The organism is Leifsonia sp. Root227 (assembly GCF_001428745.1).
In the GTDB taxonomy this organism is placed as follows: domain Bacteria; phylum Actinomycetota; class Actinomycetes; order Actinomycetales; family Microbacteriaceae; genus Leifsonia.
In genome coordinates, this window is record NZ_LMIO01000004.1 from 61,794 (window position 1) to 80,955 (window position 19,162).

The following is a 19,162-nucleotide window of genomic DNA, read 5'->3' on the forward strand; positions in this document are numbered from 1 at the left end:
TTTCGCACGAACGACCGTCGCCACGCGTGGCGCGAGTCGCGCGAGTCGCACGAGTCGTGCGAAAGGCGCGATGGGAGCGTCAGCAACCGCACGTTCGGCACGAATCATGCGGTGAGTCAGGCGAACTCGAGCGTGAAGGAGATCGGAGTCCGGAACGTTCGGATGGAGCGCGGCGGTGCCCACTCCGGGTACGGTGCGCGAGCGAACGGCCGGAGCAACGTGCGACAGAGCGCGGCCGAGGAGTTGTAGTCCACCCAGCGGACAAACCTGCGCATGCTTCCCCTGCGCCAGAGCGCCGGGCCGCCGAGCACCCAGACAGCGCCGGCGACGGGGACCAGCACCCACAGCAGGAACGACCGGACGATGAAGAGCGCGACCAACCCCGCGGGTCTGAGGTTGAAGGGCACGCGTTCCATCGTCGCGACGATAGCCGCATCGTTCCAGCCACGCGCCGGCGCCGGGCTAGACGAAGTGCAGCGACACCGGCGTGGGGACGGGCGCGGTCGACAGGAACGTGAGCGCCCGCGACTGCTGGTCGAAGGCGAACACGGTGACGTCGCCGCTGTCCTGGTTCGCGGTGAGCACGCGCGACCCGCCGGGGGCGACCACGAGGTCGCGCGGCGTTCGGCCCTGCGTGGGGACCGCATCCACCAGGGTCAGCGAGGCCGAGGGGCCATCGAACGCGAACACCGCGACCGTGTCGTCGCCGCGGTTCGTGACGAAGACCGTGCGGCCGTCGTCGGTCACCCGCACCGCGGCTGGGCTGTTGACACCGGATGCGCCCTCCGGCCTGGTCGACGTCGACGACGCGACCACGAAGCGGCCGCCGTCGCGGCGCAGCACGTCGATCGTGCTGTCCAGTTCGTTCGCCACGAACGCGTGCCGCGCATCCGGAGCGAACACGATGTGCCGGGGGCCGGCAGCGCCGAGCACGATCGTCGCTTCAGGGCGCGGCGTCAGCGAGCCGTCGTCGCCGAACGCGTACCAGCGCACGTCGCCGAGGCCGAGGTCGACCACCACGAGGTCGCCGGTGGTCGGGTCGAAGCTCAGCTGGTGGACGTGCGGGCCCTCCTGCCTGTCCGCGTCCGGCCCGCTGCCCTCGTGCTGCACGAACGCCGTGCGCGCGGCCAGCGAACCATCCTCGGCGAGCGCGAACACCGAGATCGAGCCGCCGCCGTATGTGCCGGTGGCGAGGAAGCGCTCCGACGGGTGCAGCGCCAGGTGCGCCGGCGCAGCGCCGCCGGACGACTCGGACGAGAGCTCGACAAGCGCACCGTCACCGGCCGCACCGTCACCGGCCGCACCGTCACCACCCGCGCGGGCGAACGCCACGATCGCCCCGTCCGGCTCCGTCTCGCTCACCGCGTACACGCGCGACCCGTCCGCCGTCGCCGCGACCCACGACGGGTTGGCGACCTCGGCGACGACGCGCGCATCCCGCACGGTCGTGCCGTCGAACTCTGCCTGCAGGATGCCGCGGGCGCGACCGGAGACGTGCGGAAGGATTTCGGTATACGTGCCGATGAGGAGTTGGCGGGTCATGTGCCCATCCTGCCAGCGCCGTAGGATGATCCGGTGCGTCTCGTCATTGCCCATTGCTCCGTCGATTACGCCGGTCGCTTGAGCGCTCACCTGCCGCTCGCGAACCGGCTCCTCATGCTCAAGTCGGACGGCAGCCTCCTCGTCCACTCCGACGGCGGCTCGTACAAGCCGCTCAACTGGATGAGCCCGCCGTGCACGCTGATCATCCTCGAACCGGACGACGCCCAACGGGAGGCGGGGGTCACCGAGGTCTGGAAGGTCAGCCAGGCCAAGACCGCCGACATGCTCGTGGTCTCCATCCACGAGATCCTGCACGACTCAGCGCACGACCTCGGCGTCGATCCCGGCCTGCAGAAGGACGGCGTCGAAGCCCACCTGCAGAAGCTCCTCGCCGAGCAGATCCACCTCCTCGGCGACGGCCACACCCTTGTGCGCCGCGAGTACATGACCGCGATCGGCCCCGTCGACATCCTGGCCAGGGATGCGCAGGGCGGCGCGGTCGCCGTCGAACTGAAGCGACGCGGAGACATCGACGGCGTCGAGCAGCTCACCCGCTACCTCGAGCTGATGAACCGCGACCCGCACCTCGCCCCCGTGCAGGGCGTTTTCGCGGCGCAGGAGATCAAGCCGCAGGCGCGCACCCTCGCCGAGGACCGCGGCATCCGATGCCTGGTGCTCGACTACGACGCGATGCGCGGGCTCGACGACAGCGACAGCAGGCTGTTCTGATGGCCGCGTCCCCCCGGTTCCCGCAGAGCTACGAGAACGTCGCCGTCCGCAAGGCGCTGGCCGCCATCGCGGCAGAGCCGACCCTCGAACACCTGGATGCGCTCCTCGCCGCCGCGACGAAGGGCGGCCTGGTCGTCGACGTCACCGGCTCCACCCCGCAGGACACCCGTCTGCGCACCCTCACCTCCACCGCCGGCGAGCCCGTGCTGCCTCTGTTCACGTCGATGAAGGCGCTCCGGGATGCGGTCGGCGCGACCGAGGAGGGCGCAGGGACGCAGGTGCAGGCCGTGATCGTGCCGGCCGTGGAGGCCCTCGGCTTCATCCGCTCGGCCGAGTTCGTCGCCGTGCAGTTCAACCCCGGCGCCGAGCAGACCATGGTGGTCGCGCGGTCGCACATCGAGTCAGCTCTCAGCGAGCACTGAGACGTTTCTGAAACACCTCACATACCATAGGACAGCTATGACCAACCCGACCACCACCGTCACTCGCACCTGGACCTGCGTCCTCTTCGACCTCGACGGCACACTCACAGACTCCGCACCCGGCATCACCTCCTCGCTCGCCACCACGTTCGAGAAGCTCGGCATGCCCGTGCCCTCCCCCGGCCAGCTCGTCGAATACGTCGGCCCTCCGCTGCTCGACTCGCTGCAGCAGTTCGCCGGCATGACCGAGCAGGAGGCGCGCGACGCTCTCACGATCTACCGCGCCGACTACCACGAGCACGGCGCGTTCGACTCTGCCGTGTTCCCCGGCATCCGCGGGCTGCTGACCCGGCTGCACGCCGCGGGCATCCCGCTGGCCGTCGCGACCAGCAAGCCGGAGCTGCAGGCCACGCGCATCCTCGAGCACTTCGATCTCGCGCAGTACTTCGACGTCATCACCGGCGCGTCGGAGGACGAGACGCTGAGCGCGAAGGCAGACGTCGTCGCCGAGGCGCTGCGCCGTCTGACAGCTCAGGGCGTCGACCTGGCGCACACCGTCATGGTGGGCGACAGGGCGTTCGACGTCGAGGGCGCAGGCGAGAACGGGCTGCCGACGATCCTGGTCGAGTGGGGATACGGATCCCCGGCAGAGGCCGCGGGCGCCATCGCCGTCGTGCACTCGAGCGACCAGCTCAGCGCGCTCCTGCTCGGCTAGCGTTCTTCGCCGTCTGCTGTGGGCAGATCCGGTGTCAGCGTGCGCGAGTAAGCTGATTGTTTGCAATTCCGGATACAGATACAGCACTAGGAAACAGATATGCAGTCACGCAAGAAAATGCTCGTTCCGGCCGTCATCGCGGCGGCCCTCACCATCGGTTCCCTCGCAGGCTGCGCCAGCGGCAGCGGGAACGACTCGTCCTCCACCCCCTCGGCCTCCGAGACCGCCGCAGCTTCGGCAACGCTCCCCGCGAGCTTCCCGAAGAACGACGTCCCGCTCGTCGACGGGATCGTGCTCGTCGCCCGCGGCGACGAGGCCAACGGCTGGTCCGTCACGGTCCAGCCGAAGAGCAAGACCGGCTTCGCCGACGCGAAGGCCGCCCTCGAGAAGGCCGGGTACACCGCCCAGTCCGGTGCAACGGACAGCAAGGCCGTCTACACCAACGACAAGTACACGGTCGCCATCGGCACCCCAGGCGTCTCGGTCACATATACCGTCACCGCCAACTAGCGCCCACCCGTGCAGCCATCGAGCCCACGTCTCTCGCCTCACGACGCGTTCGTGAAGTGAGAGCACCTGGGCTCGATCGCGTTAAGCGGGGGCACAGCGGGCCGGTGCCTACGAGTCGATGATGCGGACGAGCTCGTCGATGAAGGCGGCGAAGCTGTCGGCGCGCCGGATGAGGCCGAGGACGGCGTCGCGGTCGGAGAAGACCTCGACGAACTGGTCGAAGACCGTCTGGAACGACGCGCGCCCGCCCGTGTCGAAGGCGATGAACGCGATCACGTTGACCCGCGCATCCCCCCAGTCCATCGCGGTGTCGTTGACGACGATCGCGATGGCCGTGCGCTTGGCGCTCATGGTCATGGCGTGCGGCACGGCGAGTGAGTCGGTGAACGCCGTGGACGACATGTGCTCGCGCTCGATGGTCTTGTCGACGTAGTCCTGGTCGATCGCCTCTGCGGCGATCATCCGGTCGCCGAGCGCCCTGATCATCGAGATCGGGTCGCGGGCATAGAAGTTGCGCAGGAACAGGCCCTCGTCGAAGTACTCGAGCAGGTCGTTCTTGATCCGCGCCCTCCTGCGCTGCCGCCGGATGCGCGCGATGGCCTGCCTGGTGTGCTCGATGTCGGTCTCGGTGAGGAACGGCTGCACGATCACCGTGTTCTCACGCCGCCCGCGCGGGTCGATGGTGCTGAGCACCAGGTCGGCGTCGATCGCATCCCAGTCGGCCTCGGTGGAGGTGATCACGGCGGTGACGTCGAGCTCGTCGCCGAGCGCGCTCTCCAGCCGCTCCCTGAGCAGGATGTGCATGTCGTAGTAGTTGGGGCAGATGACCGCGCAGGTGACCGCATCCCGTCGCCGGGACTGCTGTTCCAGGTATGCGCCGACGTGCATCGCGATGTATGCGATCTCGTCGTCGTTGACCACGATGTCCTCTGCGGCCTGCAACCGGCTGGCGATGTAGACCGCCAGCTCGTAGATCATCGGGTACGAGCTCTTGATCGACCGGGTGAGCGGGTTGCGCGAATACGACTTCTCGTGGGCGCGCGCCACCAGGTTCTGCACGTGCAGGGTGAGGCGCACGATGAAGTTCTCGTCGCGGAGGTCGACCAGGTACTCGGTGGATGCGCGTGCCACGATCCCGCGCACCACCGCGAGGTCGTCCTCGCTCACGAACTCGGCGACGGTGTCGCTGCCCGCGCCAGGCGCGATCACCCTGGTGCGCAGCAGGATGGCCAGGTAGCGCAGCTCTGTCGGATCGAGAACGACGTCGAAGTGCTCGGCCACGAGGGTGCCGAGGTCGTCGGCGAGGGTCTGGATGGTCTCGTTCACCTCCGGGTCGGCCGTGGCAGGCAGCACGCGATCCTTCGCGACGCGGTCGAGGGCCACGGCCATGTGCAGGAGCACGTCGTTGATGCCGTATTCGTTGACGAAGAACCCGCGCGCATCCAGCATCTCGACCAGATCGGACTTGAAGCTCGCGAGCCCCTGGGAGTCGAACGCCTCCTGGATCCGCGCGATGTCGACGACGCCCTGCCGCATCTCGTCGCGGAACAGGCGGCTGAGCAGCTTGCGCCTGGCGATCTCCGGGCCGGCGAGCTGCACGACGGGGCCGTGCCTGGCGAGCGTGAGCTCGGTGTCGGCGAGGAGGCCGCGCATCCTGGTCAGGTCGGACTCGATGGTGGAGTCGCTGACGAACAGGCTCTCCGCGGTCTCGTAGACGTCGATGCCGTCCGGCTCGTCCAACAGGCGGCGCACGAGGAAGACGAGCCGTTCCTGCGGTGAATCTGCCGTGTCGCCCGACCCTGCGCCGAAGCCGGCGCCTGCGCCGGCCTCCACCTCTTCCAGCCAGCGGTCGTATGCGTCGCGATCGAGGCGGTAGCCGTTCGCGCTGGACTCCACCAGTTCTTTCAGCGCTGCCGTATAGCTGCGGATGCTGCGAGTCGTCACGCCGAGCTCGCTCGCGAGTTCAGCGGCGGTTACCCAGGCAGCACGGCGCGCGAGAATGTCGAGCATTCTCGTCTGCTTCGCCGAGAGAGCCACAGCGACCACCTTTCCCTGACGAGTCAACCACCTCCCGCGTCTCCTGCGACGGCTCCCCCGCGATCTTTCCGCACGGGAGGAAGAAACGCTGCTGGAACGCCGACGGGATGCGGACCAGCATCGAAGAAGCTCCATCCGCACCATCTCGAAAGGCAAGGCAGATCAATGAAGATCCTCGTCGTCTGCGGCGCGGGCGCGTCCAGCACGTTCGTCGCCCTGAAGCTGCGCAACGCAGCTGCCGCCCGCAGCGTCGACGTGACAGCGGTCGCGGGGAGCGCCAGCCAGCTCGAGACGTTCGCGGACGTCGACGTCATCCTCGTCGGCGCGCACCTCTCGTCCGAGCTCCCCGCCCTGCGTGAGCTCGCCGCCGCATCCGGCGCCGCCGTCGCCGTCCTCCCAGCGGTCTCCCCCGCAGCGATCGACGGCGCCGTGGCGCTCGACCTGGCGCTCGGCGCGAAGGCAGCGGCACTATGAGAAGCCGGGAAGGGTTCCCGAGCCACATCGAAGGAGCACACAATCATGGCTGAGCGGATCATCACTGTCGGTTCGACCCACGGGCTGCACGCGCGCCCGGCGAAGCTGTTCGTGGAGGCGGTCGGCAAGTCGGGCGCTTCGGTGAAGCTGACCAAGGAGGGCGGCAAGACCGTCGACGCCGGCAGCATCCTCGGCGTCATCTCCCTCGGCATCGACCACGGCGACAAGATCGTCCTCACCACGGACGCGTCGAACGGCGAGGCCGTGCTCGACGACCTGGCCGAGATCATCGCCACGGACCACGACGCCTGATCATGGCCGACACCACAGAGACCACCGTCCTCACCGGGGCGGGCATCGGCCAGGGCACCGCGATCGGCCGCGTGCTCCGGATGTCCGACCCACTCCCTGAGCCGGCAGACACACCCAGCTCCAGCACCCCCGACGAGGAGCGCGCCCGGTTCGCGTCCGCCGTCTCCGTCGTCGCCGACGACCTGCGCGGACGCGCAGCGAAGGTGCATGGCACAGCGGCGGATGTGCTCGAAGCGCAGTCGATGATGGCGGAGGACTCCACTCTCGCCTCCGACGTCTCCGACCGCATCGGAACTGGCAAGACCGCAGAGCGAGCCGTGTTCGAGGGTTTCGCGGTCTTCCGCGACATGCTCATCGGCCTCGGCGGATATATGGGAGAGCGCGCCACCGACCTCGACGACGTCGCCCAGCGTGTCATCGCCGCGCTCTCCGGTCGCCCTGCCCCCGGCGTTCCCGAGTCGGACACCCCGTACATCCTCGTCGCCCACGACCTGGCCCCAGCCGACACCGCCCTGCTCGACCTGACCAAGGTGCTCGGCCTGGTCACCCGCGAAGGCGGCCCGACGTCGCACACCGCGATCCTGGCGCGCGAGAAGGCCATCGTCGCCGTCGTCGGCGTCGCGGGGGCGGACACGCTCGCGGACGGCACAGAGCTCATCGTCGACGCCGCATCCGGAACCGTCTCCGTCGCCCCGGACGCCACCCAGCGCGCGGACGCGGAGAGTCGCATCGCCGAGCGCGCTGCCGCCCTCTCCGGCGGCGTCGAGCCCGGCGCCCTCGCCGACGGCACCGCCATCCCGCTGCTCGCCAACCTCGGCTCGGCAGACGGAGCCCAGAAGGCCGTGGATGCGGGCGCGGAGGGTGTCGGACTGTTCCGCACCGAGTTCCTCTTCCTCGACCAGCGCATGGCTCCGACCGTCGAGCAGCAGCGCGCGGAGTACATCCGGCTGCTGTCGGCGTTCCCCGGCCAGAAGGTCGTGGCGCGCGTGCTCGACGCCGGCGCCGACAAGCCGCTCGAGTTCCTCAACGACGCGCACGAGGACAACCCGGCGCTCGGTCTGCGCGGCCTCAGGGCGCTCCGCGCCAACGAGGACCTGTTGCGCGAACAGCTCACCGCTCTCGCGGAGGCCGACGCTGCCACCGACGCCGACCTGTGGGTCATGGCCCCGATGGTCGCCACCGTGGAGGAGACGCGCTACTTCGTTCAGCTCGCCACCGAGTTCGGCCTCAAGACGGTCGGCGTGATGGTCGAGATCCCCTCCGCTGCGCTGACGGCGGACCGCATCCTGCGCGAGGCCGCGTTCGCATCCATCGGCACCAACGACCTCACCCAGTACACGCTCGCCGCCGACCGCCTGCTCGGCTCCGTCGCCGGGTTCCAGGACCCGTGGCACCCGGCCGTCCTCCGCCTGATCGGCGAGGTCGGCGCAGCCGGACGCGAGCACGGCAAGCCGGTCGGCATCTGCGGTGAGGCCGCTGCGGACCCGCTGCTCGCGGTGGTGCTCGTCGGCCTGGGCGCCACGACTCTGTCCATGTCGCCGTCGGCAATCGCCGACGTGCGCATGTCCATCAAGCGTTTCACCCTCGACCAGGCGAAGCACCTGGCCGAGGTCGCCATTGCCGCCGACGGCGCGGCAGAGGCCCGGGATGCGGTCACGGCCGCGATCTCCGGGCATCCCCCTCAGTAACCCCGACAGAAACGAGGCACCACAATGTCCACGGCGTCAGAGACGACGACACGGAAGCCGGGCGGCGCACGCGTTCACGTGCAGCGCTTCGGTACCTTCCTCTCGAACATGGTCATGCCGAACATCCCCGCATTCATCGCGTGGGGGTTCATCACGGCCCTGTTCATCGCGACCGGTTGGCTGCAGAGCACCAACTGGGCGATCAGCGGCATCCTGGGCGGCTTCGGCGACCAGGCCAAGATCGGCTGGCAGGGCGCGGCAACCGTGCTCGCCCAGGACGCGGGTGGTCACACCTTCCAGCAGTACGTCGGCCTCGTCGGGCCGATGATCACGTACCTGCTGCCTCTGCTCATCGCGAACACCGGTGGCCGCATGGTCTACGGCGTCCGCGGCGGCGTCGTCGGCTCGATCGCCACCATGGGCGTGATCGTCGGCAGCAACATCCCGATGTTCATCGGCGCGATGATCATGGGACCGCTGAGCGCCTGGGTGATCAAGCAGGTCGACCGCATCTGGGACGGCAAGATCAAGGCCGGATTCGAAATGCTGGTCAACAACTTCTCTGCCGGCATCGTCGGCATGCTGTTGTCGATCGGCGCGTTCTTCGGCATAGCCCCGGTCGTCGAATGGCTGAGCAGCGTGCTCGGCAACGCCGTGAACTGGCTGGTCTCGCTGCACCTGCTGCCGCTCGCGAGCATCCTGATCGAGCCAGGCAAGGTGCTGTTCCTGAACAACGCCATCAACCACGGCGTGCTCACGCCGCTCGGCATCGAACAGGCGCAACAGACCGGCAAGTCGATCCTGTTCCTGCTGGAGGCGAACCCCGGCCCCGGCCTCGGCATCCTCGCCGCGTACTCGTTCTTCGGTCTCGGCGTCGCCCGCGCGAGCGCCCCCGGCGCCATCATCATCCAGTTCTTCGGTGGCATCCACGAGATCTACTTCCCGTACGTGCTGATGAAGCCGATCCTCATCGTCGGCGCCATCGCGGGCGGCATGACCGGTGTCGCGATCAACGCCGCCTTCCAGACCGGCCTCCGTGCCCCTGCCTCCCCCGGCTCGATCATCGCCGTGCTGCTGCAGACCCCTGGCCCGAGCCTCGTCGGCGTCGTACTCTCGGTCGTGGGTGCCGCTGCGGTGTCGTTCATCGTCTGCTCGGTGATCCTGCGGGCGAGCCGCAAGCGCGACCTCGCCGCGGGCAACGCCGGCGACATGACCGCCGCCGTCGCCGCGACCCAGGCCAACAAGGGCAAGGAGTCGAGCGTGCTGCAGAGTCTCGTCAACGAGGGTGAGCACGACACCGGCGACGCCCAGGGCGACGCCACCTCGCGGCTCGTGCGCAACATCGTCTTCGCCTGCGACGCGGGGATGGGGTCGAGCGCGATGGGCGCATCCGTCCTCCGCAACAAGATCAAGAAGGCCGGAATCGACGGTGTGACCGTCACGAATCAGGCGATCAGCAACCTCGACGGCACCGCCGACCTGGTGATCACCCAGCGCGAGCTGACCGACAGGGCGAAGGGCCAGTCGCCTGACTCGCAGCACGTCTCCGTCGACAACTTCATGAACAGCCCGCGCTACGACGAGGTCGTCGACCTCGTGAAGGCGCAGCAGAAAACACCGGAGGAAGCGAACAAATGACCGACACAATTCTCGACCGGGCGAACGTCGTGGCCGCGGGTTCCGCGACCTCACGGGAGGACGCCATCCGCGAGGCGGGCGCGCTGCTGGTGAGCGCAGGAGCCGTCGAGCCCGCGTACGTCGACTCGATGCAGGACCGTGAGAACACCGTGTCCACGTTCATGGGCAACGGCCTCGCGATCCCGCACGGCACCAACGAGTCCAAGGACGAGATCAAGCGGTCGGCACTGTCGTTCATCCGCTACTCCTCGCCGCTCGACTGGGGCGGCGAGGAGGTGCGGTTCGTGGTCGGCATCGCCGGTCAGAACAACGAGCACCTGGAGATCCTGTCCAAGATCGCGATCCTCTTCTCGGAGGAGGACGACGTGCAGAAGCTGCTCGACGCACCGGATGCGGACGCCATGTTCGCGCTCCTCGCCGACGTGAATGAGTAGGGCGGGCGAACGAATGAAAGCCGTTCACTTCGGCGCAGGCAACATCGGCCGCGGCTTCGTGGGGCTCCTGCTCCACGAGGCCGGGTACGAGGTGGTCTTCGCGGACGTCAACGCCGAACTGATCGACGCTCTCGCCGCCGCTGACTCTTACCGGGTGCACGAGGTGGGCGAGACCTCGAAGACGACGGTGGTCGACGGCTTCCGCGCCATCAACAGCGCACAGGACGAGGCGGCCCTGATCGCGGAGATCGCGACCGCCGACATCGTCACCACGGCGGTCGGACCGCGCATCCTGCGCTTCGTGGCTCCGGTGATCGCGGCCGGGCTCGCCGCGCGCGCCGACGATGCGCCGCGCCTGGCCGTGCTGGCCTGCGAGAACGCGATCGGCGCGACCGACCTGCTCGCCGCCGAACTGTTCGACGGCCTGCCGGACGACGAGACCAGGGATGCGCTGGCAGCCAAGGCGATCTTCGCCAATACCGCTGTCGACCGCATCGTGCCCGCCCAGGACCCGGATGCGGGCATCGACGTGACCGTCGAGGCGTTCTACGAGTGGGTGGTCGACCGCAGCCCGTTCGCGGGCGCGGAGCCGAGCATCCCCGGCGCACACTTCGTGGACTCGCTCGCGCCGTACATCGAGCGCAAGCTGTTCACGGTGAACACCGGCCACGCGACGGTGGCGTACACCGGCTTCCTGGCCGGCGCGACGACGATCAGCGAGGCCATCGCGATCCCGTCCGTGCGCTCCGCCGCGGAGGCCGCGCTGGCGGAGACGTCGGCGGCGCTCGTCGCCAAGCACGGCCTCGACCCCGCCGATCTGGCGGCGTACCGGGCGAAGATCCTGGACAGGTTCACCAACCCGTACCTGGTCGACGAGGTGACGCGCGTCGGCCGCGAGCCGCTGCGCAAGCTCGGCAGGAACGACCGGTTCATCGGCCCGGCCGCCGACTATGTGCAGTACACGGGCGGCATCCCGGAGGCGCTGCTGACGGCGGTCGGCGCCGCGCTGCGGTTCGACGTGCCCGACGACACCCAGAGCGTCGAGCTGCAGCAGCTCCTGCGGGAGGCGACGGCCGAGGACATCGTGACGGAGATCACCGGCGTCGCAGAGGGCGAGCCGCTCTTCGCGCCGCTGGTGGCGACGGTGCTGGCGGCACAGGAGTCGCGGCGCTAGACCTCACGCATTGGGCACGAGAGTGGCCGTCGGATCGAGACACCAGTCGAGAACCGACGGCCACTCTCCGTATCCGGCCGTGCGCTCCAGGTGTCCGCCGCCCGGGATGATCGTGACCGGGATCCCCAGCGGCGCGCCGAACACGGCCTGCGCCCCCTCCGGGCAGAACGGGTCTGCGTCCGAGGCGGCGATCTGGGCCGGTGTGCCAGGGGCGGTCAGCGGCAGGGCGGCGAACGCGGCGATCTCCGGCTCGTCGGCGATGAAGGACGGCGCCGGCGGGGCGACGAGCAGCACGCGCTCGACGGTGTCCTCCGGCGGGCGCGCTCCCAGCCAGAGCAGGCAGGACAGGCTGTGTGCGAGCACGGTGACACGGGCGCGGCCGGTGTCGTCGTCGCCGTCCGCCGCCTTCTCCAGCGCCGCGGCCACCGCCGCCTGCCACGCCGCCACGTCGGGGTGCGCCGCATCCGGGAGCTGCGGGTACACCACCCGTTCGCCGCGCGACCGCAGAGCGGAGGCGAGTTCGTGCTGCCAGTGGCCAGGAGGACGGAAGTTGTCCCAGCCGTGCAGGATGAGGAAGGCGCGGCGGCCGGCCTGAGTCGTCCGGGTCTGAGGTGTCTCGCTGCTCACACCGCGACTCTACGCAACGCGCGGCCCGGCGTCTCGTCCGTGCGCATCCCGTCGGCCAGCACAGGGCGCCCTGCCACGAACACCCATGGGATGCCCGCCGCCTGCTGCCGAGGGTCGGCGTACGTCGCGCGGTCGGCGACGGTGGCGGGGTCGAACAGCACCAGGTCGGCCGTGAGGCCGGGGGCGATCCTGCCCCTGTCCGTCAGGCCGAGGCGCGCAGCCGGGCGAGCCGACAGGTGCACGATCGCGTCCTCCAGCGTCAGCACCCCCTCCTCGCGCACGTAGTGGCCGAGGTAGCGCGGGAAGGTGCCCCACGACCGCGGGTGCGGCTTGGCGCCGACCAGGATCCCGTCGCTTCCGCCGGTGTGGCGCTGGTGGCGCATCATCGTGCGGACGTTCTGCTCGTCGCCGACATGCTGCAGGATGCTCGTGCCCAGCCGGTCGGCGACGAGCAGTTCCAGATACACAGACGATGGCGGGGCGCCCCGGTCGGCGGCGATGGCGGAGATGCTACGGCCGACCGCGGAGGCGAGCGCCTGGTCGCGCACGCCGGAGATCTCGATGGTCGCCCAGTCGACGGGGACGCCGTGGCAGCCGTCCGTGCCGACCACCTCGAGCTCGTGGGCGACCCGCGCCTGCACCTCCTGGTCGCCGAGGCGGGCGATGGTGGCCTCCGGACCGCCGACCGCCGCCCAGCTCGGCAGCAGCGCAGAGAGCGTGGTGGACCCGGCCAGGTACGGGTAGGTGTCGAGCGTGATGTCGACGCCGTCCGCGAGTGCGCTGTCGATCAGCGCGACCAGCTCGGACGCGCGGCCCCGGTTGACGCCGAAGTTCATGGTGGCGTGCGTGAGGTGCAGCGCGCACCCGGAGCTGCGGGCGATGTCGATCACCTCGGCGTACGCGTCGAGCGCGCCGGCGCCGTACGACCGCTGGTGCGGCGCGTAGAAGCCGCCGTGCCGGGCGACCACGGCGCAGAGGGCGGCGAGCTCTGCGGTGTCCGCGAACATCCCCGGCACGTAGGTGAGGCCGGAGGACAGACCGAACGCTCCGTCGCGCATCCCCTGGGCAACGATGGCGCGCATCCGGTCGAGTTCGTCCGGGGTGGCCGGGCGGCGCTCGTTGCCGACCACGGCCATGCGGACGGAGCCCTGCGGGATGAGGTAGGCGACGTTGGCGGCCGGGCCCCGCGCATCCACGGCCGCCAGGTAGCCGGCCACGCTGCGCCAGGAGTATTCGAGGTCGGGGACGCCGTTCCAGCCGGCGAGCTGTTCGAGGAGGACCGGCATCGTCTCGTCGGTCGTCGGCGCGTATGAGAGGCCGTCCTGGCCGACGAGCTCGGTGGTGACGCCCTGGGAGACCTTGGCGAGATGTGCGCTGTCGGAGAGGACGGCGAGGTCCGAGTGCGCGTGCATGTCGATGAAGCCGGGGGCGACGGCGAGCCCGTCCGCGTCGACGATGCGGACGCCGGTGGTGTCGAGGTGCTCGCCCACCGCCGCGATCCTGTCGCCCTGCAGCAGCACGTCAGCGCGCCGGCCTGCGCGACCGGTGCCGTCGAGCACCAGGCCGCCACGCAGAAGCGTGGGCCGCACTGCGCTGGATGCGCGGCTCACGATCCCTTCGCCGCCGCCACGAACGCGGCAGCGCGGTCGGTGACCGCTGACCAATCGGCCGCCTCGATGGCCGCCGCAGACACCACGCTCGATCCAGCGGTGACGGCGAGCGCGCCCGCCTGCACCCACGCGGCGGCGTTGTCGGCGTGCAGCCCGCCCGACGGAACGAAGGGAACGCCGGGGAAGGGCCCGGCCAGGTCTTTCAGGTAGCCGGGGCCGACCAGCGAGGCGGGGAAGATCTTCACGGCGGCGGCGCCGGCCTCGACCGCGCGCATCACCTCGCTGGGGCTGAGCGCTCCGAGGAGGAACGGGATGCCCGCCTCCCGGCAGATCGCTGCGACGCCGTCGTGCAGTCCTGGCGTCACGATGAAGCGGGCGCCCGCGGCGATGGCGGCCTCCGCCTTGGCCTCGTCGGTGACCGTGCCGGCGCCGACCAGCGCGGCTGCGCCTCCCTGCTCGGCCGCGGCGGCCGCAGCGGCGACGGCCTCTGCCACGATCTGCTCGACGCCGGGGGTCGTGAAGGTGAACTCGACCGTGCGGATCCCCCCGGAGACCAGCGCTGCGCACAGGGCGGCCGGGTCGTCGATGCGCGGGGCGCGCACCACGGTGAGGGCGCGGTCGGCGCGCAGAGTGCTGAGGAGGGCGGGGTCGCTGTCGTTCATCTTGCTCCTGAGGGTGCGGGGGTGGTCGTCATCCGAAGGCCGTCTCCAGCAGGCCGATGACCTGCGGCGTCTCCGCCGTCACGTCGTCCACCACCGGAAGCGCCCGCCACTTGTCGAACGTGGTGCACGGGTGCGACAGGCCGAACCGGATCACGTCACCCACCTCCACCACGGCCGACTCCGGCACGCGAACGAAGGTGTGCTGGTCGTTCATCGCCGTGGCGACGGCGCCGGCGAACGGCGTCACGGTGTGCTCGCCGAACCGGCGCAGCGCCTGCGGCACCGGGAGGCCCTCGTCGTACGGGAAGTCGCGTTTGCCTGCATCCACCAGGACCAGCCAGGGCTCCGGGCGGGACACGACCGTGGCCCAGCCGTGGATCGCGGAGCGGAACTCCCCTCCCGGCCCTCGGCGGAGCGGCGTGATGCCGCTGTAGAAGCCGTCGTCGTGCGTGATGTACGCGCCGGAGCGCAGCAGCACGTCGACCGGCATCCCTCGCTCGCCTGCGAGGTCGCGGCGGGGCGCGAGCACCTCGGCCACGACGTCGAAGTATGCGCTCCCGCCCGCGGTCAGGATCGTGGGCGCGTCGCCCTGGTAGAGCCCTGCGCCCTCGATGGCGTCGTGCAGGGCGAGCATCCGCTGCAGGTAGGAGCGCACCACGGCGAGCGCCGCGTCCGATCCGTCGTGGGCGAGCGCGCCCTCGTAGCCGGCGACACCGGCCAGCCGCAGGCCGGTGGATGCGGCGACCTCCTTCGCAACGTCCAGTGCGTCCTCCACGGTGCGCGCCCCTGTGCGGCCGCCGGGCGCGCCGAGCTCGATGAGGACGCCGAGCCTGGGCTGCGCGGCTGGCGCGGCGTGCTCCGCCGTCTCTGCCAGCACCGCATCCATGATCTGTACCGCGCGCACCGAGTCCGCCCACACCAGCACCCGTTCGGCGTGCGGCGCCGCGTACCGGAGTGCGTCAGGCTGCACCAGCGCGTTGGCGAGCATGATGCGCGGGACGCCCCACTCGACGGCGACCGAGAGCTGCCACGGGGTCGCGACCGTGATGCCCCAGGCACCGGCGTCGAGCTGGCGCTGCCAGAGTTCGCGGTTCATGGTGGTCTTGCCGTGCGGCGCGATGCCGACGCCTGCAGAGGCGCACCAGGCGGCCATGGTGGCGAGGTTGTGCTGCACAGCGGCCTCGCTCACCGTGACGAGCGGTGTGGGGAAGGCGGTCAGCGGGGGCCGGCGCTCGGGGAGCGCCGCGATGTCCTCCTCCGCGTATGCGAGCGGCATGGCCTTGCTGGCGAGCACACGACTCCTTCACGCGTTGCATATAGCGCAACGCTGATTGCGTAAACTGTTGCCTCTGTTCTAGCATGACGACCATCCCCGACGGAACCCCGCAGCAGCAGGAGCAGCAGCAGCCGTCGGCACGAGACCGAGACGAGGAGCGAGTGGGCGCACTGGTGACGATCGGCGAGGCCATGGTCGTCCTCTACCCCGAAGCCCACCGCCCGCTCGCCGAAGCGGAGACCTTCGGCTCCGACGTCGGCGGCGCGGAGTTCAACGTCGCCACCTCCCTGGCGCGGATGGGGCTGCCGACCGCCTGGATCTCCCGCCTCGGCGATGACGGCTTCGGCGAGCGCATCCGCGCCACCGCCTCCGACGCCGGGCTCGACCTGTCGGCGGTCGACACCGACGACGACCGCCCCACCGGCATCTACGTCAAGGAGACCACCAACGGCCCGGACGGCGCAGGCACGCGGATGCACTACTACCGCCGCGGCTCCGCGGCCTCCGCCATCGGCCGCGACAGTCTCACTGCCGAACCGGCCGCGAGCATCCTGCGCGACGCGGCGATCGTGCACACCAGCGGCATCACGGCCGCCATTTCCGCAAGCGCCGCCGAGGCAGTCTCCGCTCTTCGCGAACTCACCGGCGAGCAGACCACGATCAGCGTCGACCTCAACCACCGGCCGCGGCTCTGGCAGGGCAGGGACACCGCGCCGCTCGACGCGCTCGTCGGCCAGGCGGACACGCTGTTCCTCGGCGCAGACGAAGCCGAGAGGCACTTCGGGCACAGCGACCCGCAGCGGTTGTTCGACGCGCATCCCCTGCTCGAACGGGTGGTGCTCAAGGACGACGCGCGCCGCGCATCCAGCTACCTGCGGGACGGCGGGGAGATCCACGTGCCGTGCCTGACCGTGGAGGTCGTCGAGCCTGTCGGCGCCGGCGACGCCTTCGCCGCGGGATACCTGGCCGGGCTCGCGGAGGGCCGCGACGCCGCCACGTGCCTGCGGATCGGCCACGCGCTGGCCGCGCTGACCCTGATCGGGCACGGCGACCGCCCTCTGACGGTCCCGGATGCACGAGAGCGCGCCCTGATCGCGGACGCAGACGACGACACCTGGTCGCGCTGGCGCGTTCACCCCGGCGAGATCCCGTGGCGGTCGGCCACGTGAGCCAGTCGCTCTCCCGCGCCCTCGAGCTGCTCGACCTCGTCGCGAACGGCACAGGCAGTCTCGACGCGCTCGCGGACGCGGTCGGCGTGCACAAGACCACCGTGCTGCGGCTGCTCAGGACGCTGGAGGAGCACGGTTACGTCACCCGTGACGCCGAGTACCGCTACCACGTGGGCTCGGCGGTCTTCCAGCTCGCCCAGACCTCCCTCGACTCGCGGGATGTGCGCGGCGTCGCCTCGCCCGTCCTGCGCGCCCTCGGCGCTGACACCGGCCAGACCGTGCACCTCGCCGCGTACGACGCGGGGACGGTGACGTACATCGACAAAGTCGAGTCCAGGCAGCCGCTGCGGATGTACTCGCGCGTCGGGCTCCCTGCCGCGCTGCACGCGACAGCGGTCGCGAAGGTGCTGCTCGGCGGGCTGGACGACGCAGAGCTGGCGCGCATCGCATCCGCGGTCGACTACGAACGGTTCACCGGCAACACGATCGGCTCGGCGGCCGAGCTCGTCGACGAGGTGCGGCGCAGCGCAGCGCGCGGCTGGGCGCAGGACCACGAGGAGCACGAGACGTTCATGAACTGCGTCGGCGCGCCGGTGTTCGGCGCGGACGGGCGGATCGCCGCTGCAGTGTCCGTGTCCGTGCCGAACGTCGTGCTGCCGTACGAGGGCGTGCTCGGGCTGCTGCCTGCGCTGCACGACGCCACAGCCCGCATCTCCGCCGAGCTCGGCTTCGCCGGCGACGCCCCCTTCCTTCCTCCCGCATCCCCACCGTCTCGAAAGGACACCCATGACTGACCGCACCGCCATCGTCACGTCGGACGCTCCCGCCCCAGCGCACACCTTCTCCCAAGGGGTGCAGCGCGGACCGTTCCTGCAGGTCTCCGGCCAGGGCCCCGTCGACCCGGCGACCAACGAGTACCTCTTCCCGGACGACGTGGCGGCGCAGACCACCCGCACGCTGCAGAACGTGGAGGCGATCCTCGCCGCGGGCGGCGCGACCTTCGACGACGTGATGATGCTCCGCGTCTACCTGACCAAGCGCGAGGACTTCGCGATCATGAACGAGGCATACGGCGCGTTCGTCACGCCGCGCGTCGCATCCGGCGTCCTCCCCGCCCGCACCACCGTCTTCACCGGCCTCCCCCGCGCCGAGATGCTCGTCGAGATCGACGCGCTCGCCGTCCTCGCCTGACCCTGGCCCCTCGCCGCTCCCCGCTTCGCGTGCACAAATCCCGGCTCGCGCCGATCGCGGTCCGCCGGGGCATGGAACGATAGACGCGTGGAAGAGCGCGTGGTGCTGCAGGTGGACGGTGTCGGCTTCGTGCGCGGAGGACGGACGATCCTCGACGGGATCGGGATGCGCGTGCACGCCGGAGAGCACTGGGCGCTGATCGGCTCGAACGGCGCAGGAAAGAGCACGATCCTCAGCATGCTCGGCGCCGTCGTGCATCCCACCAGGGGAACAGTGGAGGTGCTCGGCCGCCGCCTCGGGCGCGTCGACCTGCGCGAACTGCGCGGCCTGATCGGTCACGTCAACCCGCGGCACGAGGTGCGCTCGCCCCTGACCGTGCGAGACGTGGTGCTCACCGGAGCCACGGGCACCACAGAGCGGATGATGCGCTGGGAGCCGACCGAGGAGCAGGAGCGCAGAGCGGACGAGCTCATCCAGCTGCTCGGGATGCACGACCTCGCCGACGCGGTCTGGCCGGTCCTCTCGCAGGGCGAGCGCGGCCGCGCCCTCATCGCCCGCGCCCTCCTGCCCGACCCGCATCTGCTGCTGCTGGACGAGCCGAGCACCGGGCTCGACATCGCGGCCAGGGAGCACCTGCTCGACCGGATCGACGGGCTGCGCGCCCAGCATCCCGACCTGGCGAGCGTGCTGGTGACGCACCACCTCGAGGAGCTTCCCGCGACCACGACGCACGCCATGCTGCTCCGCGACGGCCGCATCGTCGCGCAGGGCGCCGCCGACGACGTGCTCACCAGCGAGCTCATCTCGGAGACGCTCGACTACCCGCTGGAGCTGACCCGCACCGACGGCCGCTGGGCCGTCAGAACCGCGAGGAACTGGGGCTGAGACCGGCCAACATGGGAATCGTCCCCGCCGGGGTCGCGCCGCCGTCGCACGGTGGTACGTTTCGCAT

At 70.4% G+C, this 19,162-nt stretch carries 21 protein-coding genes; 14 read left to right on the top strand and 7 right to left on the bottom strand.

The window, feature by feature from the left end:
* Positions 1-116: 116 nt before the first annotated feature.
* Positions 117-416: a hypothetical protein gene (locus tag ASE16_RS14915; protein WP_055896766.1), complete on the bottom strand. Its 300-nt coding sequence runs from the start codon at positions 414-416 to the stop codon at positions 117-119.
* A gap of 46 nt (positions 417-462) precedes the next feature.
* Positions 463-1,542, bottom strand: coding sequence for a lactonase family protein (locus ASE16_RS14920; protein ID WP_055896768.1), 1,080 nt, complete (start codon positions 1,540-1,542; stop codon positions 463-465).
* Between the two features lie 33 nt (positions 1,543-1,575).
* Between ASE16_RS14920 and nucS the strand changes: the two genes are divergently transcribed.
* The 4 genes from nucS to ASE16_RS14940 all read left to right on the top strand — a co-directional run bounded on the left by nucS (position 1,576) and on the right by ASE16_RS14940 (position 3,918).
* On the top strand, positions 1,576-2,271 hold the full coding sequence (gene nucS / locus ASE16_RS14925) for an endonuclease NucS (RefSeq protein WP_055896771.1): 696 nt from the start codon (positions 1,576-1,578) through the stop codon (positions 2,269-2,271).
* The gene (locus tag ASE16_RS14930) at positions 2,271-2,693 is read left to right on the top strand and encodes an SseB family protein (RefSeq protein WP_055896774.1); all 423 of its coding nucleotides are present in this window, start codon (positions 2,271-2,273) and stop codon (positions 2,691-2,693) included. The genes nucS and ASE16_RS14930 overlap by 1 nt, the downstream gene beginning before the upstream one ends.
* A 37-nt stretch (positions 2,694-2,730) precedes the next feature.
* Entirely contained in the window at positions 2,731-3,408 is a 678-nt protein-coding gene (locus tag ASE16_RS14935; protein WP_055896777.1) for an HAD hydrolase-like protein, read from the top strand.
* Positions 3,409-3,507: 99 nt separating this feature from the next.
* Complete coding sequence (locus ASE16_RS14940; protein ID WP_055896780.1) at positions 3,508-3,918, top strand: hypothetical protein; 411 nt, start codon at positions 3,508-3,510, stop codon at positions 3,916-3,918.
* Between the two features lie 108 nt (positions 3,919-4,026).
* Here ASE16_RS14940 and ASE16_RS14945 read toward each other — a convergent pair whose 3' ends face one another.
* Complete coding sequence (locus ASE16_RS14945) at positions 4,027-5,955, bottom strand: BglG family transcription antiterminator (protein ID WP_055898804.1); 1,929 nt, start codon at positions 5,953-5,955, stop codon at positions 4,027-4,029.
* 165 nt (positions 5,956-6,120) lie between these two features.
* Here ASE16_RS14945 and ASE16_RS14950 point away from each other — a divergent pair, with 165 nt between their 5' ends.
* The 6 genes from ASE16_RS14950 to ASE16_RS14975 all read left to right on the top strand — a co-directional run bounded on the left by ASE16_RS14950 (position 6,121) and on the right by ASE16_RS14975 (position 11,675).
* Positions 6,121-6,429, top strand: a complete 309-nt coding sequence (locus ASE16_RS14950; protein ID WP_055896783.1) for a PTS sugar transporter subunit IIB — start codon at positions 6,121-6,123, stop codon at positions 6,427-6,429.
* Between the two features lie 45 nt (positions 6,430-6,474).
* Positions 6,475-6,741: an HPr family phosphocarrier protein gene (locus ASE16_RS14955; protein WP_055896787.1), complete on the top strand. Its 267-nt coding sequence runs from the start codon at positions 6,475-6,477 to the stop codon at positions 6,739-6,741.
* 80 nt (positions 6,742-6,821) lie between these two features.
* Positions 6,822-8,429 carry a phosphoenolpyruvate--protein phosphotransferase gene (gene ptsP, locus ASE16_RS14960; RefSeq protein ID WP_055898808.1) on the top strand — a complete coding sequence of 536 codons (1,608 nt, stop codon included), beginning with the start codon at positions 6,822-6,824 and terminating at the stop codon, positions 8,427-8,429.
* Between the two features lie 24 nt (positions 8,430-8,453).
* A complete protein-coding gene (locus tag ASE16_RS14965; protein WP_055896790.1) occupies positions 8,454-10,067 on the top strand; it encodes a PTS mannitol transporter subunit IICB in 1,614 nt (537 codons plus the stop codon).
* On the top strand, positions 10,064-10,501 hold the full coding sequence (locus tag ASE16_RS14970) for a PTS sugar transporter subunit IIA (protein ID WP_055896792.1): 438 nt from the start codon (positions 10,064-10,066) through the stop codon (positions 10,499-10,501). The genes ASE16_RS14965 and ASE16_RS14970 overlap by 4 nt, the downstream gene beginning before the upstream one ends.
* Before the next feature lie 13 nt (positions 10,502-10,514).
* Positions 10,515-11,675 carry a mannitol-1-phosphate 5-dehydrogenase gene (locus ASE16_RS14975; protein WP_055896795.1) on the top strand — a complete coding sequence of 387 codons (1,161 nt, stop codon included), beginning with the start codon at positions 10,515-10,517 and terminating at the stop codon, positions 11,673-11,675.
* A 3-nt stretch (positions 11,676-11,678) separates the two neighbouring features.
* On the opposite strand, the gene ASE16_RS14980 is transcribed toward ASE16_RS14975, so the two are convergent.
* From ASE16_RS14980 to ASE16_RS14995, 4 genes are read right to left on the bottom strand one after another with little or no spacing between them, the layout of a single operon-like run.
* Positions 11,679-12,302 carry an RBBP9/YdeN family alpha/beta hydrolase gene (locus ASE16_RS14980; protein WP_055896799.1) on the bottom strand — a complete coding sequence of 208 codons (624 nt, stop codon included), beginning with the start codon at positions 12,300-12,302 and terminating at the stop codon, positions 11,679-11,681.
* Complete coding sequence (locus ASE16_RS14985; protein WP_235500525.1) at positions 12,299-13,912, bottom strand: N-acyl-D-amino-acid deacylase family protein; 1,614 nt, start codon at positions 13,910-13,912, stop codon at positions 12,299-12,301. Before ASE16_RS14985 ends, ASE16_RS14980 begins: the two co-directional genes overlap by 4 nt.
* Positions 13,909-14,574 (bottom strand): bifunctional 4-hydroxy-2-oxoglutarate aldolase/2-dehydro-3-deoxy-phosphogluconate aldolase, encoded by a 666-nt coding sequence (locus ASE16_RS14990; protein ID WP_055896802.1) that lies wholly within the window; start codon positions 14,572-14,574, stop codon positions 13,909-13,911. Before ASE16_RS14990 ends, ASE16_RS14985 begins: the two co-directional genes overlap by 4 nt.
* A gap of 28 nt (positions 14,575-14,602) precedes the next feature.
* Complete coding sequence (locus tag ASE16_RS14995) at positions 14,603-15,868, bottom strand: alanine racemase (RefSeq protein ID WP_235500526.1); 1,266 nt, start codon at positions 15,866-15,868, stop codon at positions 14,603-14,605.
* Positions 15,869-15,933: 65 nt separating this feature from the next.
* On the opposite strand from ASE16_RS14995, the gene ASE16_RS15000 reads away from it, so the two are divergent.
* From ASE16_RS15000 to ASE16_RS15015, 4 genes are all read left to right on the top strand, one after another.
* Positions 15,934-17,019, top strand: coding sequence for a sugar kinase (locus ASE16_RS15000; RefSeq protein ID WP_082581501.1), 1,086 nt, complete (start codon positions 15,934-15,936; stop codon positions 17,017-17,019).
* Positions 17,016-17,813 (top strand): IclR family transcriptional regulator, encoded by a 798-nt coding sequence (locus ASE16_RS15005; protein WP_055898822.1) that lies wholly within the window; start codon positions 17,016-17,018, stop codon positions 17,811-17,813. The genes ASE16_RS15000 and ASE16_RS15005 overlap by 4 nt, the downstream gene beginning before the upstream one ends.
* Entirely contained in the window at positions 17,806-18,210 is a 405-nt protein-coding gene (locus tag ASE16_RS15010; protein WP_055896805.1) for a RidA family protein, read from the top strand. The genes ASE16_RS15005 and ASE16_RS15010 overlap by 8 nt, the downstream gene beginning before the upstream one ends.
* Before the next feature lie 87 nt (positions 18,211-18,297).
* The gene (locus ASE16_RS15015) at positions 18,298-19,095 is read left to right on the top strand and encodes an ABC transporter ATP-binding protein (protein WP_055896808.1); all 798 of its coding nucleotides are present in this window, start codon (positions 18,298-18,300) and stop codon (positions 19,093-19,095) included.
* Positions 19,096-19,162 lie beyond the last annotated feature (67 nt).

Excerpts from the sequence above, each read along its gene's own strand:
- ASE16_RS14930 (WP_055896774.1), top strand. The coding sequence starts at position 2,271 with ATGGCCGCGTCCCCCCGGTTCCCGCAGAGCTACGAGAACGTCGCCGTC.
- ASE16_RS14970 (WP_055896792.1), top strand. The coding sequence starts at position 10,064 with ATGACCGACACAATTCTCGACCGGGCGAACGTCGTGGCCGCGGGTTCC.
- ASE16_RS15010 (WP_055896805.1), top strand. The coding sequence starts at position 17,806 with ATGACTGACCGCACCGCCATCGTCACGTCGGACGCTCCCGCCCCAGCG.
- ASE16_RS14915 (WP_055896766.1), bottom strand. The coding sequence starts at position 416 with ATGGAACGCGTGCCCTTCAACCTCAGACCCGCGGGGTTGGTCGCGCTC.
- ASE16_RS14955 (WP_055896787.1), top strand. The coding sequence starts at position 6,475 with ATGGCTGAGCGGATCATCACTGTCGGTTCGACCCACGGGCTGCACGCG.
- ASE16_RS14975 (WP_055896795.1), top strand. The coding sequence starts at position 10,515 with ATGAAAGCCGTTCACTTCGGCGCAGGCAACATCGGCCGCGGCTTCGTG.
- ASE16_RS14935 (WP_055896777.1), top strand. The coding sequence starts at position 2,731 with ATGACCAACCCGACCACCACCGTCACTCGCACCTGGACCTGCGTCCTC.
- ASE16_RS15000 (WP_082581501.1), top strand. The coding sequence starts at position 15,934 with ATGACGACCATCCCCGACGGAACCCCGCAGCAGCAGGAGCAGCAGCAG.
- ASE16_RS14990 (WP_055896802.1), bottom strand. The coding sequence starts at position 14,574 with ATGAACGACAGCGACCCCGCCCTCCTCAGCACTCTGCGCGCCGACCGC.
- ASE16_RS14920 (WP_055896768.1), bottom strand. The coding sequence starts at position 1,542 with ATGACCCGCCAACTCCTCATCGGCACGTATACCGAAATCCTTCCGCAC.
- ASE16_RS14940 (WP_055896780.1), top strand. The coding sequence starts at position 3,508 with ATGCAGTCACGCAAGAAAATGCTCGTTCCGGCCGTCATCGCGGCGGCC.
- ptsP (WP_055898808.1), top strand. The coding sequence starts at position 6,822 with ATGTCCGACCCACTCCCTGAGCCGGCAGACACACCCAGCTCCAGCACC.
- ASE16_RS14950 (WP_055896783.1), top strand. The coding sequence starts at position 6,121 with ATGAAGATCCTCGTCGTCTGCGGCGCGGGCGCGTCCAGCACGTTCGTC.
- ASE16_RS14965 (WP_055896790.1), top strand. The coding sequence starts at position 8,454 with ATGTCCACGGCGTCAGAGACGACGACACGGAAGCCGGGCGGCGCACGC.